At 69.9% G+C, this 13,688-nt stretch carries 12 protein-coding genes and 1 pseudogene; 7 read left to right on the forward strand and 6 right to left on the reverse strand.

Annotation, left to right across the window (positions count from 1 at the left end):
• Window positions 1–94 precede the first annotated feature (94 nt).
• The 3 genes from trpS (at window position 95) to ACZ4WQ_RS39335 (ending at window position 3,078) form a co-directional block, all read left to right on the forward strand.
• A complete protein-coding gene (gene trpS / locus ACZ4WQ_RS39325; RefSeq protein ID WP_311724282.1) occupies window positions 95–1,108 on the forward strand; it encodes a tryptophan--tRNA ligase in 1,014 nt (337 codons plus the stop codon).
• A gap of 234 nt (window positions 1,109–1,342) precedes the next feature.
• Entirely contained in the window at window positions 1,343–1,942 is a 600-nt protein-coding gene (locus ACZ4WQ_RS39330) for a 2'-5' RNA ligase family protein (RefSeq protein ID WP_311724281.1), read from the forward strand.
• Between the two features lie 179 nt (window positions 1,943–2,121).
• Window positions 2,122–3,078: a YihY/virulence factor BrkB family protein gene (locus tag ACZ4WQ_RS39335; protein WP_311724279.1), complete on the forward strand. Its 957-nt coding sequence runs from the start codon at window positions 2,122–2,124 to the stop codon at window positions 3,076–3,078.
• Between the two features lie 22 nt (window positions 3,079–3,100).
• On the opposite strand, the gene ACZ4WQ_RS39340 is transcribed toward ACZ4WQ_RS39335, so the two are convergent.
• The gene (locus ACZ4WQ_RS39340) at window positions 3,101–4,426 is read right to left on the reverse strand and encodes a D-alanyl-D-alanine carboxypeptidase family protein (RefSeq protein ID WP_449658034.1); all 1,326 of its coding nucleotides are present in this window, start codon (window positions 4,424–4,426) and stop codon (window positions 3,101–3,103) included.
• 67 nt (window positions 4,427–4,493) lie between these two features.
• On the opposite strand from ACZ4WQ_RS39340, the gene ACZ4WQ_RS39345 reads away from it, so the two are divergent.
• The 4 genes and pseudogenes from ACZ4WQ_RS39345 (at window position 4,494) to ACZ4WQ_RS39360 (ending at window position 9,188) form a co-directional block, all read left to right on the forward strand.
• Window positions 4,494–4,754: an SCO4848 family membrane protein gene (locus ACZ4WQ_RS39345; RefSeq protein WP_398374608.1), complete on the forward strand. Its 261-nt coding sequence runs from the start codon at window positions 4,494–4,496 to the stop codon at window positions 4,752–4,754.
• 65 nt (window positions 4,755–4,819) lie between these two features.
• A pseudogene (locus ACZ4WQ_RS39350) lies at window positions 4,820–5,150 on the forward strand (metallophosphoesterase); the annotation flags it as partial.
• Between the two features lie 39 nt (window positions 5,151–5,189).
• Window positions 5,190–7,232, forward strand: a complete 2,043-nt coding sequence (locus ACZ4WQ_RS39355; protein WP_468022787.1) for an MMPL family transporter — start codon at window positions 5,190–5,192, stop codon at window positions 7,230–7,232.
• 183 nt (window positions 7,233–7,415) lie between these two features.
• Entirely contained in the window at window positions 7,416–9,188 is a 1,773-nt protein-coding gene (locus tag ACZ4WQ_RS39360) for a serine/threonine protein kinase (protein ID WP_398374599.1), read from the forward strand.
• A gap of 124 nt (window positions 9,189–9,312) precedes the next feature.
• Here ACZ4WQ_RS39360 and ACZ4WQ_RS39365 read toward each other — a convergent pair whose 3' ends face one another.
• The 5 genes from ACZ4WQ_RS39365 to ACZ4WQ_RS39385 form a co-directional block, all read right to left on the reverse strand.
• Entirely contained in the window at window positions 9,313–10,086 is a 774-nt protein-coding gene (locus ACZ4WQ_RS39365) for a succinate dehydrogenase iron-sulfur subunit (protein WP_311724268.1), read from the reverse strand.
• Window positions 10,086–11,840, reverse strand: coding sequence for a succinate dehydrogenase flavoprotein subunit (gene sdhA / locus ACZ4WQ_RS39370; RefSeq protein WP_311724267.1), 1,755 nt, complete (start codon window positions 11,838–11,840; stop codon window positions 10,086–10,088). The genes ACZ4WQ_RS39365 and sdhA overlap by 1 nt, the downstream gene beginning before the upstream one ends.
• A 24-nt stretch (window positions 11,841–11,864) precedes the next feature.
• On the reverse strand, window positions 11,865–12,335 hold the full coding sequence (locus tag ACZ4WQ_RS39375) for a succinate dehydrogenase hydrophobic membrane anchor subunit (RefSeq protein ID WP_311724266.1): 471 nt from the start codon (window positions 12,333–12,335) through the stop codon (window positions 11,865–11,867).
• A 6-nt stretch (window positions 12,336–12,341) separates the two neighbouring features.
• Window positions 12,342–12,725, reverse strand: a complete 384-nt coding sequence (gene sdhC, locus ACZ4WQ_RS39380) for a succinate dehydrogenase, cytochrome b556 subunit (protein ID WP_311724626.1) — start codon at window positions 12,723–12,725, stop codon at window positions 12,342–12,344.
• A gap of 156 nt (window positions 12,726–12,881) precedes the next feature.
• Window positions 12,882–13,538 (reverse strand): 2-oxo-4-hydroxy-4-carboxy-5-ureidoimidazoline decarboxylase, encoded by a 657-nt coding sequence (locus tag ACZ4WQ_RS39385; RefSeq protein WP_398374596.1) that lies wholly within the window; start codon window positions 13,536–13,538, stop codon window positions 12,882–12,884.
• Window positions 13,539–13,688 lie beyond the last annotated feature (150 nt).

Genomic DNA, 13,688 nt, shown 5'->3' on the forward strand with positions numbered 1-13,688 from the left:
GATGAGGTCCCCCTCCCGCGCCCTCTCACGAGTCCTCACACCTTTCATACACCGGCGGACCGAGTCCGGTTCCACACCTGAGAGAATGGGTGCCATGGCCCTCGATCGTCCCCGTGTCCTCTCCGGTATCCAGCCCACCGCAGGCTCGTTCCACCTCGGGAACTACCTCGGTGCGCTCCGCCAGTACCTCGTACTTCAGGACACCCACGACGCGTTCTACATGGTCGTCGACCTGCATGCGATCACCGTCCCGCAGGATCCGGCGGAGCTGCGCGCCAACACCCGGGTGGCCGCCGCCCAGCTTCTCGCCTCCGGGCTCGACCCGGACCGCTGCACGCTCTTCATCCAGAGCCATGTGCCCGAGCACGCGCAGCTCGCCTGGGTGATGAACTGCCTGACGGGCTTCGGCGAGGCCTCCCGGATGACCCAGTTCAAGGACAAGACGGCCAAGCAGGGCATGGAGCGGGCCACCGTGGGCCTGTTCACCTACCCGGTGCTCCAGGTCGCCGACATCCTGCTCTACCAGGCCAGCCAGGTCCCGGTCGGCGAGGACCAGCGCCAGCACGTCGAGCTGACCCGCGATATCGCCGAGCGCTTCAACGGGCGCTACGGCGACACCTTCGTCATCCCCGCTCCCTACATCGTCAAGGAGACCGGGAAGATCTACGACCTTCAGGACCCGGCGATCAAGATGAGCAAGTCGGCCTCCACGCCGAAGGGCATCATCAACCTGCTGGACGAGCCCAAGGTCTCGGCGAAGAAGATCAAGAGCGCGGTGACGGACACCGAGACCGAGGTCCGCTTCGACGAGGAGAAGAAGCCCGGCATCAGCAATCTGCTGACCATCTACTCCACCCTCACCGGCACCTCCATCGCGGATCTGGAGCGCACGTACGAGGGCAAGGGCTACGGCGCGTTCAAGACCGAGCTCGCCGAGGTGCTGGTCGAGTGGGTCACGCCCTTCCGTGAGAGCACCCAGGAATACCTCGCGGACCCCGCGACGTTGGACGGGATCCTGGCCAAGGGCGCGGAGAAGGCCCGGGCCGTCGCGGGCGAGACGCTGGCCCGCACGTACGACAAGGTGGGCTTCCTGCCCGCGAAGCACTGATCGAAGCACCGGCTGAAGTACACACGACGACTTCGGCGACCACCTCGCCCGCGCGTGCCCGAGCAGGCGCACAGAGGCAGTGGGCGTCGGCCCAGGGGCCCCTTCACGGAGGGCCGTGGGCCTGTGCGCCGAAGGACCGAGGAACCTAGCCGCGAAGGCGGCACTGCCGCCACACTGACACCGGTGCGGCGGCTGACGCCCACAACGCCCGGGAGGGCCAGGAGGGAGAACGCAGTGGGGACCGTAACGCTCGGGGTTTCGATCGCGGTCCCGGAGCCGTACGGCAGCTATCTCCAGGAGCGGCGCGCGGGCTTCGGCGACCCTGCCGCGCATGGCATCCCCACCCACGTCACGCTGCTGCCGCCCACCGAGGTCGACGCCTCGGCGCTGCCCGGCGTCGAGGACCATCTGGCGACCGTCGCGGCCGAAGGCCGCCCGTTCACGATGCGGCTGGAGGGCACCGACACCTTCCGCCCGCTGTCCCCGGTCGTCTACGTCAAGATCGTCGAGGGCGTCGAGGAGTGCACCGCGCTCCAGGCGCGGGTGCGGGAGGCGTCCGGGCCGTGCGCCCGCGAGCTGCATTTTCCCTACCACCCCCATGTGACGATCGCCCACGGCATCGACGACGAGGCCATGGACCGGGCCTACGCGGAGCTGAAGGACTTCGCGGCGGCCTGGACGATCGGTGGCTTCGCGCTTTACGAGCAGGGTGCGGACGGGATCTGGCGCCTGGAGCGTGAGTACCCCTTCGGCGGCGGCCCCGGCCCGCAGGGCACCGGCCCCGTCGTCCCCCGTCAGGTCAATCTCTCCCGTCCACCAGCGCCCTCCCTCTGAGCGGTGTCGTCGGGACCGAACGTACAGGCGGGGCGGGGGCGCTCGGCCGGGTGTTTCCACAGCCTCGCCAAAAAGAGTGATTAGCCGAGTGTCGGACTAGTCGATCCGGGCCGACCACCCATCGGGAGCGAGACCCTGGCCACCGGGACTGAAAGCCGACCGGAGGGTACTCGCTGATCATGGACTGGTTGACCCGGCTGCCACTGATCGGCCCCCTGATGGTCCGGCTGATGCGCACCCACGCCTGGCGCTCGTACGAGACGCTGGAGCGCGTCCACTGGAGTCGGCTGGCCGCCGCCATCACCTTCATCAGCTTCCTCGCCATCTTCCCCCTGATCGCCGTCGCCGCGGCGATCGGCGCCGCCGCGCTCAGCGCGCAGCAGATGCGGGACCTGGAGAAGAAGCTCGCCCAGCAGGTCCCCGGCATCTCCGGCCAGCTCGACCTCAGCGGCCTCATCGAGAACGCCGCCACCATCGGCATCGTCGCCGGCGTGCTGCTGCTGTTCACCGGCATCGGCTGGGTGGGCTCGCTGCGCGAGTGCCTGCGCGCGGTGTGGGAGCTGGAGGAGGACCCCGGCAGCGCGGTGAAGCGCAAGCTCAAGGACGCCGTCGTGCTCGTCGGCCTCGGCGGCGTCGCGCTGGCCTCCTTCGCCGTCTCCGGCTTCGCCGTCACCGCCGTCGGCTGGACCGCGCGCCACCTGGGCATCCCCGAGAACGGGCCCGGCGGCTATCTGCTGCGGGTGGCGGCCTTCGCGGCCGCCGTCGTCGCCGACTTCGTGCTGCTGTGCTACGTCCTGACCTGGCTGCCCGGCGTGCGGCCGCCGCGCCGCCGCGTCGTCGTCGCGGCGCTGATCGGCGCGGTCGGCTTTGAACTGCTCAAGCTGTTGCTGAGCAGCTACCTCCAGAAAGTCGCGGCGAAGAGCATGTACGGGGCCTTCGGAGTGCCCATCGCCCTCCTCCTGTGGATCAACTTCACAGCCAAGCTGACGCTCTACTGCGCCGCCTGGACCGCCACCAAACCGGCCCCCGAGCCCGAGACGCCCCAGCCGGAGACGCCCGAGCCAAAGACGCCCGAGCCCGAGACGCCCCAGCCGGAGACGCCCGGGCCGACGGCCCCGCAGCCCGAGCGCTCCTGACCGCCTGACCGAGTCGAGCGTTTCAGCCGCGCGAGCGGCGCCGCACCAGCTCCGGCAGCGGCCACCGGCGGTGCACCGCGAACGCCACGCCCGCCAGCAGCACGAGCGAGCCGCCCGTGACCCCGAGAGCCGTCCACTTCCCGTTCGAACCGCCGTCGCCCGGGGAGACCGCCGCCTGCGCGCGCTCGCCGGCCTTCTTCCCCGCCTCGTCCGACGGGGACCCGCTGTTGAGGCCCTTCGGGCCCGGCCGGACCAGCGCGCCCACCGGCTCGACCGAGTCCGCCGCCTTGAAGCCCCAGTCGAAGAGGGTCGCGGTCTCCTTGTACACCTCGCTGGGCGCCTGCTTCTGCGGGTTCATGACGGTCACCAGCAGCACCCGGTCACCGCGCTGCGCCACGCCGGTGAAGGTGGAGCCCGCGTTCGTCGTGTAGCCGTTCTTCACCCCGGCGATGCCCTTGTACTGCGGGATGCCGAAGCCGGTCAGCAGGCGGTTGGTGTTCTGGATCCCGAAGCTCTCCCGCTTCTTGCCGCCCTTCTTGTCCTTCTTGTACTCCCCGGGGAACTGCGCCGTCGCCGTCGCGCTGTACTCCCGGAAGTCCGCCTTCTGGAGCCCTGAACGGGCGAACAGAGTCAGGTCGTACGCGCTGCTGACCTGGCCCTTCTCGTCGTATCCGTCGGGGGTGACGACATGCGTGTCGAGCGCGTTCAACTGCTTGGCGTGTGCCTGCATCTCCTCCACCGTCTTCGTCTTGCCCCCGTTCATCGCGGACAGTACGTGCACGGCGTCGTTGCCCGAGCGCAGGAAGACGCCGAGCCACAGGTCGTGCACGGTGTAGGTCAGGTTCTCCTTGACCCCGACCAGGCTGCTGCCCTCGCCCATGCCGGCCAGGTCCGACGGATCCACCTTGTGCTCGCGGTCCTTGGGCAGCTTGGGCAGCACCGTATCCGCGAAGAGCATCTTCAGCGTGGAGGCGGGCGGCAGCTTCCAGTGCGCGTTGTGCGCGGCGAGCACATCGCCGGACTCCGCGTCGGCCACCAGCCACGAGCGTCCGCTCAGCCCCTTGGGCAGCGCGGGCGCGCCCGCCTTCAGCGAGACCTGGGTGCCCGGACGGCCGAGCCGCTCGCCGCCCACGGTGGACATCGTGGCGGGCGGCTTGGCGTTGTCCTTGTCGTCCGAGCCGTCGGCGGCCGCGGCGGCGTGGGCCGGGGCGGCGGACAGCAGGGCGGAGAGCAGGAGGGCGGAGGTGGCGGAGGCGATGGTGAGCGGTGCGGCGGTGCCCCGCTTCGGGGCGCAGGAGGTGGTCGGCACGCCTGTGAACGTACCGGCCGTCGAACCCCCGGGCGACATTGCCACGGCCTTACGAGTGGCCGACCCGCGCGAGGTTCGCCCGGCAGGCGTGCTCATACTGGACAGCATGAAGCTCAGCCGCCCCGTTTCCTGGTTCCTGCTCGCCTTCGGGGTCTGGAGCTGGGCCATCTGGTTCACCTTTGTCAAAAACTTGTGGAAGGACAGCAGCGGGCTCGCTTTCGACGACGCCGGGGATCCCACCGCGTACTTTTGGGTGCATCTGCTGCTCGCGATCACCTCGTTTCTCTTGGGGACGGGGATTGGCGTGATCGGGTTCCGTGGTCTGCGCGCGCTGCGCCGCGAGGACGCCGCTCAGCAGGAGCAGTAGAAGCAGTAGAAGCAGTGGTGGCGTAACGGGCGCCTTGGTGGCGCGAATGGGGAGGGACCTGCGTCTTGGCCGTGCTCTTCGCCCTTGTGGCGTTCGCCGTCGTCGGGCTGCTGTCCGGCGTCCACTGGTATCTGTGGCGGCGGCTCGTCGGTGACACGACCGCGCGGGGCGGGCTCGCCCGGCGCGTCGGGACGGTGGCCGCGGTGGTCCTGCCGCTGATCAGCGTGGGCGCGCTGGTCTCCGGTCGGGCCGGAGCGCCCTTCGCCCTCCAGCAGGCCCTGGCCTGGCCGGGGTATCTGTGGCTGGCGCTGGTGCTCTATCTGATGCTTGCCCTGCTGGTGGGCGAGGCCGTACGGCCGCTGCTCCGCCGGTGGCTGGAGCGGCGCGACGCGGCTCCAGCTGCCCGACACGGAGTCCGCACGCGCGCTCAAACTGATGAAGGAGGCCTTCCCGCAGCAGGCCGGTGAGTCGGACACCGTGGTGTGGCACGTCACGGACGGCTCGGTGCGGGACGCCTCCGTCAAGGAGCGGATGGCGGCGGCGCTCGCCGACATCGCCAAGCTGCCGGACGTCGGCGCCGTCGCCAGCCCCTACGACAAGGGCGGCAAGGGCCGCATCAGCAGGGACGGCCGCACCGCCTACGCCACGGTCACCCTCGCCAAGCAGGGCAAGGATCTGCCCGAAGGCCTGGTCGAGCAGATGATGGACACCGCCAGGGCGCCCGCGGGCAAGGGACTCCAGGTCGAGTTGGGCGGCAAGGCCGTCGCGGATGCCGAGCGGCCGCCGCAGAACATCGCCGAAGTTGTCGGGATCATCGCCGCGGCCGTGGTGTTGTTCCTGGCCTTCGGCTCGTTGTTCGGCATGCTGCTGCCGATCGTCACTGCGCTGTTCGCCATCGGCACCGCGTCCTTCCTGGTCATCCTCCTCAGCCACGGCGTGGAGATCCCCCAGATCGCGCCGATCCTGTCCACCCTGGTGGGCCTGGGTGTCGGCATCGACTACGCGCTGTTCATCATCACCCGGTACCGCAAGGCGATCCTGCGGGGCCGGCCCCTGGAGGAGGCTGCGGTCCAGGCGGTCGACACCTCGGGACGGGCCGTCCTGTTCGCGGGCGGCACGGTGTGCATCGCCCTGCTCGGCATGTTCGCGATGGGCATGACGTTCCTCAACGGCGTGGCGATCGCCGCGTCACTGAGCGTTGTCTTCACCGTCGCCGCGGCAGTGACGCTGCTGCCCGCGATGCTCGGCGTGCTCGGCATGCGGATCCTCAGCCGCCGCCAGCGCCGCAGGTTGGCCGCGAACGGCTCCGAGCCGGAGGCCGTGAACGGCGCAGCCGCCCGCTGGTCCACGTTCGTGGAGCGGCACCCGCGGATGCTGACCGTGGTGGCGGTCGCCGTGATGGCGGCGCTGTCCATCCCCACGCTGTCGCTGCGCCTCGGCTCCTCCGACCAGGGCAACAATCCGTCGTCCACGACCAGCCGCAAGGCGTACGACCTGCTGGCGGACGGTTTCGGGCCGGGCTTCAACGGCCCGTTGCAGATCGTCACCGAGGTGCCCGGCACCGGCGACCGGGCGGCCGTGGCTACGCTGGCCAAGGACCTCGCCGCGGTCAAGGGCGTCGCGCAGGTCGCACAGTTGCCGCTGCCGCCGGACGCCGGCATCGCGGTGCTTTCGGTCGTGCCGACGACGTCACCGCAGTCGGAGGAGACGTCCGAGCTGATCGACCACCTGCGGGAGGACGTCGTCCCGGCCGCTGAACGCGGCACCACGATGAAGGCGCACGTCGGCGGGGCCACCGCGACCTACAAGGACTTCGCGCAGGTCCTCACCGGCAAGCTGCCGATGTTCATCGCCATTATCGTCGCGCTGGGCTTCGTGCTGCTGCTGATCGCCTTCCGCAGCCTGCTGGTGCCGCTGACCGCCGCCGCGATGAACCTGATCGCCGCCGTGGCGTCCTTCGGCCTGGTGATCGTGGTGTTCCAGTGGGGCTGGGGCGTCGAGTTGCTGGGTGCCGGCAAGGAGGGCCCGATCGAGCCGTTCCTCCCGGTGATCATGCTGTCGCTGCTGTTCGGCCTGTCCATGGACTACCAGGTGTTCCTGGTCAGCCGGATGCACGAGGAGTGGGTGCACACCGGGGACAACGCCCGGGCCGTGCGCGTCGGCCTCACGGAGACCAGCCGCGTCATCAACTCCGCGGCGGTCATCATGATCTGCGTGTTCGGGGCGTTCATCCTCAGCGGGCAGCGGATCATCGCCTTGTTCGGTATCGGCCTCGCGGGCGCTGTCGCGCTCGACGCGTTCATTCTGCGGACGATCCTGGTGCCCGCCCTCATGTACCAGTTCGGAGCCGCCAACTGGTGGCTGCCGCGCGCGATCGACAAGCGGCTGCCGCACCTGGCGGTCGACCCGCCGGACCGCCCGTACCCGGGGGTCTCGCCGGAGCTCGAGGGGGAACGGGAGCTGGCGGCGGAGCGCTGAGTTCGAGCGTGCAGGGGCGCTTCTGGAAGCCGGGAGCGCCCCGAGGCGCCGTGCGTCGTCCCGAAGCCGGGCGGACCACCCGACGCAGGGGTACGGAGTTCCGGCGTCCTTGAGCCGTAAGGTGACGGTGGTCGGCGTCCGTCGATCCGCCGGCCAAGCGGCGCCGGGCTCAGGGGGGTTGGGATGACGGGCTACCACGGGGGCATAGAAGGGCTTGCGCCGGGGGCCCGGGTCGGGCCGTATCGCATCCTGTCGGTGCTCGCCGGCGGGGGCATGGGGCGGGTGTATCTGGCCCGTTCGCCCGGGGGCCGGCTGGTCGCGCTCAAGACGATTCGTGAAGAGGGGCCGATCAGCGACGCCGCCCGGCAGCGGTTCGCGCGCGAGGTGAGGCTCGCCAGACGGGTCTCGGGCATCTACACCGCCAATGTGATGGACGCCGACCCCGACGCCGATGTGCCGTGGATGGCCACCGAGTACATCGCGGCACCTTCCCTGGCCCATCTGGTGGAGACCTGCGGGCCGCTGCCCGTCCCCGCGGTGTGGTGGGTGGGCGCCGGGATCGCCGAGGCGTTGGTGAACGTGCATGCGGCGGGGCTCGTGCACCGGGACGTCAAGCCCTCCAATGTGCTGCTGCCCGAGGGCGGCCCGCGCGTGATCGACTTCGGCATCTCGCACGCCGTCGACGTGACCCGGACCACGGCCACGCTGGGGACGATCGCCTTCACCTCGCCCGAACAGGCCCGGGGCGAGGAGAGCAGCCCGGCGTCCGATGTCTTCTCCCTCGGGGCGACGATGTTCTGTCTCGCGGTCGGCCGCCCCCCGTACGCCGAGACCGGCGAGGTTCTGCAACTGCTGGGTCGGGTCGCCCAAGGGCGGCTCGACCTGACCGGACTGCCCGCTGAGCTCGACGGCCCCGTGCGCGGCTGTCTGGCGGCCGACCCGGCCGACCGGCCGTCGCCGCGGGAACTGCTCGAGGTCCTGGCCGCCGAACTCGACGCGCCGGCCACGGCCTCGGACGACACGGCCTGGCTGCCGCCGAACTGGTTGCGGGCCATCGACGCCTTCCGGGAGCGCGGTTCGGCCTCCGCCCAGGAGCCCGGCCGGGAGAGCGGCCCGCAGAGCGGCACGCCGGCCGGCTCCTGGGGCCTGGTGGAGCGCGGCGAAACGGCGTGGCCGGCCGAGGCCGCCGTCCTCCAGGACGCACGGACCGCGCCGGTGCCCCCGCCCCCGCCGACCCGGCACCACACCGTCCTGACCGGTCCGCCACGGCGGGCGAGCGGGCCGGGCCGGCGGAAGATCGTGGCTGCGGTCGCCGCGATCGTCGTGGTCCTCGCCGTCGTGCTGGCGGCGCTGATGTTCAACAACTTCAACAACTCCGACAACTCCGACAACGGGGGCGAGCCGAAGGCGCGAGCGAGCGGGAGCACGTCGGCGTCGCCGGGCTCGGCGAGTCCCACGAGTACGGCGGACACGGCCGCGGAGCCCGCGCTACTGACCGGCGAGTGCACCGACGTCTTTCATGACGGCAGCGCGTGGTATCCGGCCGACAAGGTCCCGGGGCGGGTCGACTGCGCGGCCGACGACGCCTACTACAAGGTGGTCGACCGCGCGGAACAGCGCGAGGGGATGGACTGTTCGCAGACCTGGCAGATCGAGTGGAAGCCGGCCGAAGCGGACCGGCCGGCGCTGTGCATGGAGCGCCTCTACCGGGTGGGGCAGTGTTTCCCGCTGCACACGGACTCGTGGGGCGAGGAGATCGTCGAGGCGCGGGTCGGCGCCCGGACGCCGTGCGGGTGGCAGATCCCCTTCACCGGCCGCGACTGGCTGAAGGCGCGGATCTTCAAGGTGCTCGAGGGCCAGGACAAGGTCTACGCCGACGCCTGTGGCGATGACTTCGGGACGTACATGGTGATCGTCAAGCCCCGTGAACTCGCCCTCTGCGCCCGGGAGACATGAACCGGGAGGCATGGGCCGGAGGCATGAACCGGGAGGCGTGAACCGGGCCCGGACGCCCGAGGGCCCCGTCTCCCGGAACTCACGTACCGGGGGACGGGGCCCTGAGCGGATCCACGACCAGGGATCAGAAGCGCCGCGTGATGAGCGCGCGCTTCACCTCCTGGATCGCCTTGGTGACCTCGATGCCACGCGGGCAGGCCTCCGTGCAGTTGAAGGTGGTGCGGCAGCGCCAGACGCCGTCCTTGTCGTTCAGGATCTCCAGGCGCTGCTCACCGCCCTCGTCGCGCGAGTCGAAGATGAAGCGGTGCGCGTTGACGATCGCCGCCGGGCCGAAGTACTGGCCGTCGTTCCAGAACACCGGGCACGAGGAGGTGCACGCGGCGCACAGGATGCACTTGGTGGTGTCGTCGAAGCGCTCGCGGTCCTCGGCGGACTGGAGGCGCTCACGCGTCGGCTCATTGCCCGTCGTGATCAGGAAGGGCATCACATCGCGGTACGCCTGGAAGAACGGCTCCATGTCCACGACCAGGTCCTTGAGGACCGTGAGGCCCTTGATGGCCTCGACCGTGATGGGCTTCTCAGGGTTGATGTCCTTGATCAGCGTCTTGCAGGCAAGCCGGTTGCGGCCGTTGATCCGCATGGCGTCGGAGCCGCAGATGCCGTGGGCGCAGGAGCGGCGGAAGGTCAGGGTGCCGTCCAGATCCCACTTGATCTTGTGAAGCCCGTCGAGGACGCGCTCCTTCGGATCGATGTCGATCTGGAAGTCCTCCCAGAACGCATCCGCGGAGACCTCCGGGTTGAAGCGGCGGATCCGGAAGGTGACCGTGATCAGGTGCGAAGCGTTGGCCTCGGCCGCCTCCGGAGCCTCGGAGGGCTTGTCAAGCGTGGGGGTGCTCATCAGTACTTACGCTCCATCGGCTGGTAGCGGGTCTGCACGACCGGCTTGTAGTCGAGGCGGATGGAATCGGAACCGTCGGCGCCCACCTCGCGGTACGCCATGGTGTGGCGCATGAAGTTGACGTCGTCGCGGTTCGGGTAGTCCTCGCGGTAGTGGCCGCCGCGCGACTCCTTGCGGGCCAGGGCGGAGACGGCCATGACCTCGGCCAGGTCCAGCAGGTTGCCCAGCTCGATGGCCTCCAGCAGGTCGGTGTTGAACCGCCTGCCCTTGTCCTGGACGCTGATGTTCTTGAAGCGCGAGCGCAGGTGGCCGATCTCCTCGACGGCCTCCTTCAGCGTCTGCTCGGTGCGGAAGACCATGACGTTCTTGTCCATGGTCTCCTGGAGCGCCTTGCGGACCTCGGCGACCCGCTCGCTGCCGGTGGCGTTCCGCAACCCCTCGACCTGGTCCTGGACGAGCCGGGACGGGTCGTCGGGGAGCTCGACGAAGTCGTTCTCGGCGGCGTACTCGGCGGCGGCGATGCCGGCCCGGCGGCCGAAGACGTTGATGTCGAGCAGCGAGTTGGTGCCCAGGCGGTTGGCGCCGTGCACGGAGACACAGGCGACCTCGCCCGCCGCGTACAGGCCCGGCACGACGGTGTCGTTGTCGGACAGCACCTCGCCCTGGACGTTGGTCGGGATGCCGCCCATCGTGTAGTGCGCGGTGGGCTGGATCGGGATCGGGTCCGTGTAGGGCTCGATGCCCAGGTACGTCCGGGCGAACTCGGTGATGTCGGGCAGCTTGGCGTCCAGCTGCTCCGGCGGCAGGTGGGTCAGGTCCAGGTAGACGTGGTCGCCCTCGGGACCGCAGCCGCGGCCTTCCCGGATCTCGGTGTAGATGGAGCGGGAGACGACGTCGCGGGAGGCGAGGTCCTTCATGACGGGCGCGTACTTCTCCATGAAGCGCTCGCCGTCCTTGTTGCGCAGGATGCCGCCCTCACCGCGGGCGCCCTCGGTGAGCAGGATGCCCATGCGCCAGATGCCGGTCGGGTGGAACTGGAAGAACTCCATGTCCTCCAGCGGCAGCCCGCGCCGGTAGGCGACCGCCTGGCCGTCACCGGTCAGGGTGTGGGCGTTGGAGGTCACCTTGAAGAACTTGCCGCAGCCGCCCGAGGCGAAGACGACGGCCTTCGCCTGGAAGACATGGAGCTCGCCGGTGGCCAGCTCGTACGCCACCACGCCCGCGGTGCGCTGGACGCCGTCGACCTCGGTGAGCAGCAGGTCCAGGACGTAGAACTCGTTGAAGAACTCCACGCCCTCCTTCACGCAGTTCTGGTACAGCGTCTGGAGGATCATGTGGCCGGTGCGGTCCGAGGCATAGCAGGACCGGCGGACCGGGGCCTCGCCGTGGTTACGGCTGTGGCCGCCGAAGCGGCGCTGGTCGATGGTGCCGTTCGGGGTCCGGTTGAACGGCAGGCCCATCTTCTCCAGGTCGAGGACCGAGTCGATGGCCTCCTTCGCCAGGATCTCGGCGGCGTCCTGGTCGACCAGGTAGTCGCCGCCCTTGATCGTGTCGAAGGTGTGCCACTCCCAGTTGTCCTCCTCGACGTTCGCGAGGGCGGCGGCCATGCCGCCCTGGGCGGCGCCGGTGTGGGAGCGGGTCGGGTAGAGCTTGGTCAGCACCGCGGTGCGGCTGCGCTTCGTCGACTCGATGGCCGCGCGCATCCCGGCGCCGCCGGCGCCGATGATGACGGTGTCGTACTTGTGGATCTTCATGAGTGGATACCTCAGCCCCGGGGCCTAGCGGATGTTCGGGTCGAAGGTGAAGATCACCAGAGTGCCGAGCACAATGGTGAATCCTGCCGCCGTGTAGAGCAGCCCCTTCAGCCACAGGCGGGTGTTGTCCCGCTCCGCGTAGTCGTTGATGACCGTGCGCAAGCCGTTCGCGCCGTGCAGCGTGGCGAGCCACAGCATGATCAGGTCCCATGCCTGCCAGAACGGCGAGGCCCAGCGGCCGGCCACGAAGGCGAAGCCGATCTTGGAAACACCGCCGTCGAGGACCAGCTGGATCAGCAGGTGGCCCAGGACGAGCACGACCAGCACGATGCCGGACAGCCGCATGAACAGCCAGCCGTACATCTCGAAGTTGGTGCGCGTCGCCTTCGGCGTCTTACGGGTACGGGCGCGCGGCGGCTCGATGAGCGGCGCGGGGTGGTCCACGTCGTACTGGTGGACGCTGTCGGTCGCGGGGGTGGTGGTCTCGGCGGACATCTCGCGTCAGCCCTTCCCGAACAGCTGGCGCAGGGTGTGCTCCAGAACCGGATAGAAGGCACCGGCCATCAGCACGACCCAGACGCCGACAACGCTCCACAGCATCTGCTTCTGGTACTTCGGGCCCTTCGACCAGAAGTCCACGGCGATGACGCGCAGACCGTTGAGAGCGTGGAACAGGATGGCGGCCACCAGGCCGTACTCCATCACGTTCACGATCGGATTCTTGTATGTGGCCACGACGTCGTCGTAGGCCTCGGGCGACACGCGAACGAGCGAGGTGTCCAGCACGTGGACGAACAGGAAGAAGAAGATGAGGACGCCGGTGACTCGATGAGCCACCCAGGACCACATGCCTTCCCGGCCGCGATACAGCGTTCCAGCCGGCACGGAAAACCCTCCGGAAACGGGGATTGGGGCCTGCCGGCTTCTGTCGGTCGGGCCCGGCCGGGTATGGTCCACCGGCCCTGGCCATCGTAGCGACGTGTTGTCGGCTCGCTCGCCCGGGGGGCGTCAGTGTGATCGATCAGGCACGTACGGCCTATATCAGGCGGGGCGGAACCGTGGGATTCCGGACAGCTGTAGAGGGCCCGAAATCAGCCGTACGAGCCTGCCGCGCGCGATCCGCCGCAGTTCCTCGGCCGCCTTGGCCCGCTCGGCGTCCCGCTCGTTGTCCAGCCGGGCATGTATTTCGGCCAGCACCCGGTTCCGCATCTCGTCGGGGTGCAGCCCGTCCAGGCAGATCACGAAGACATGGCCGAAGCGGCGCTCGTACTCGGCGTGGGCGGCCCGCAGCGCGGTGTGCGCGGCCAGCGCCCCCGCACCGTCCATGGGGATGACAGCCGGCAACTGCTCGACCACCGCCTCGTCGGCGAGGGCCTCGTCGAGGTCGGCGGGGGAGAGGTCGTAGCTGGCCTCGTCGCCGGCGGCGAGCAGCGCGCCGAGATCCGGATACGGGCGGTGGGCCGCGATCAGCCGCGCCCAGCGGCGGCTGCCACAGCAGGCGAGCAGCGCGCCCTCGGCGACGCCGGCCGGGGCGGCGTTGAGGTGGCCGAGCAGAGCGGCATCGCCTGTCGCGGCGGGCGGTGCCTGCGCGGCGGAGGCGCGCTGGCCGGGCGGCCGGGCGGAGCGGGAAGAACGGGGAGAGCGAAGGATGCGGGGCGCGGACGGGGTGCGCGGGGAGTCGCTGGGCCTGGACAGCATGGGCTCCTTGGACACGCGTGGCGGGCCCGGCGGCGCGGGCGGTACAAGGGTGTGAATGGTGATGAAGGTGATGTGGGGGATGAAGGTGGTGCTGGGGATGTAAGGGGCGCGAGGGTTTGAAGTGGTGCGATCGGCAGTTCAAGGTAACGA

It is taken from the genome of Streptomyces sp. NPDC028305 (assembly GCF_055569495.1).

Excerpts from the sequence above, each read along its gene's own strand:
- ACZ4WQ_RS39335 (WP_311724279.1), top strand. The coding sequence starts at position 2,122 with ATGGACTGGTTGACCCGGCTGCCACTGATCGGCCCCCTGATGGTCCGG.
- ACZ4WQ_RS39355 (WP_468022787.1), top strand. The coding sequence starts at position 5,190 with ATGAAGGAGGCCTTCCCGCAGCAGGCCGGTGAGTCGGACACCGTGGTG.
- ACZ4WQ_RS39345 (WP_398374608.1), top strand. The coding sequence starts at position 4,494 with ATGAAGCTCAGCCGCCCCGTTTCCTGGTTCCTGCTCGCCTTCGGGGTC.
- ACZ4WQ_RS39340 (WP_449658034.1), bottom strand. The coding sequence starts at position 4,426 with ATGTCGCCCGGGGGTTCGACGGCCGGTACGTTCACAGGCGTGCCGACC.
- trpS (WP_311724282.1), top strand. The coding sequence starts at position 95 with ATGGCCCTCGATCGTCCCCGTGTCCTCTCCGGTATCCAGCCCACCGCA.
- ACZ4WQ_RS39360 (WP_398374599.1), top strand. The coding sequence starts at position 7,416 with ATGACGGGCTACCACGGGGGCATAGAAGGGCTTGCGCCGGGGGCCCGG.
- sdhA (WP_311724267.1), bottom strand. The coding sequence starts at position 11,840 with ATGAAGATCCACAAGTACGACACCGTCATCATCGGCGCCGGCGGCGCC.
- ACZ4WQ_RS39385 (WP_398374596.1), bottom strand. The coding sequence starts at position 13,538 with ATGCTGTCCAGGCCCAGCGACTCCCCGCGCACCCCGTCCGCGCCCCGC.
- ACZ4WQ_RS39365 (WP_311724268.1), bottom strand. The coding sequence starts at position 10,086 with ATGAGCACCCCCACGCTTGACAAGCCCTCCGAGGCTCCGGAGGCGGCC.
- ACZ4WQ_RS39375 (WP_311724266.1), bottom strand. The coding sequence starts at position 12,335 with ATGTCCGCCGAGACCACCACCCCCGCGACCGACAGCGTCCACCAGTAC.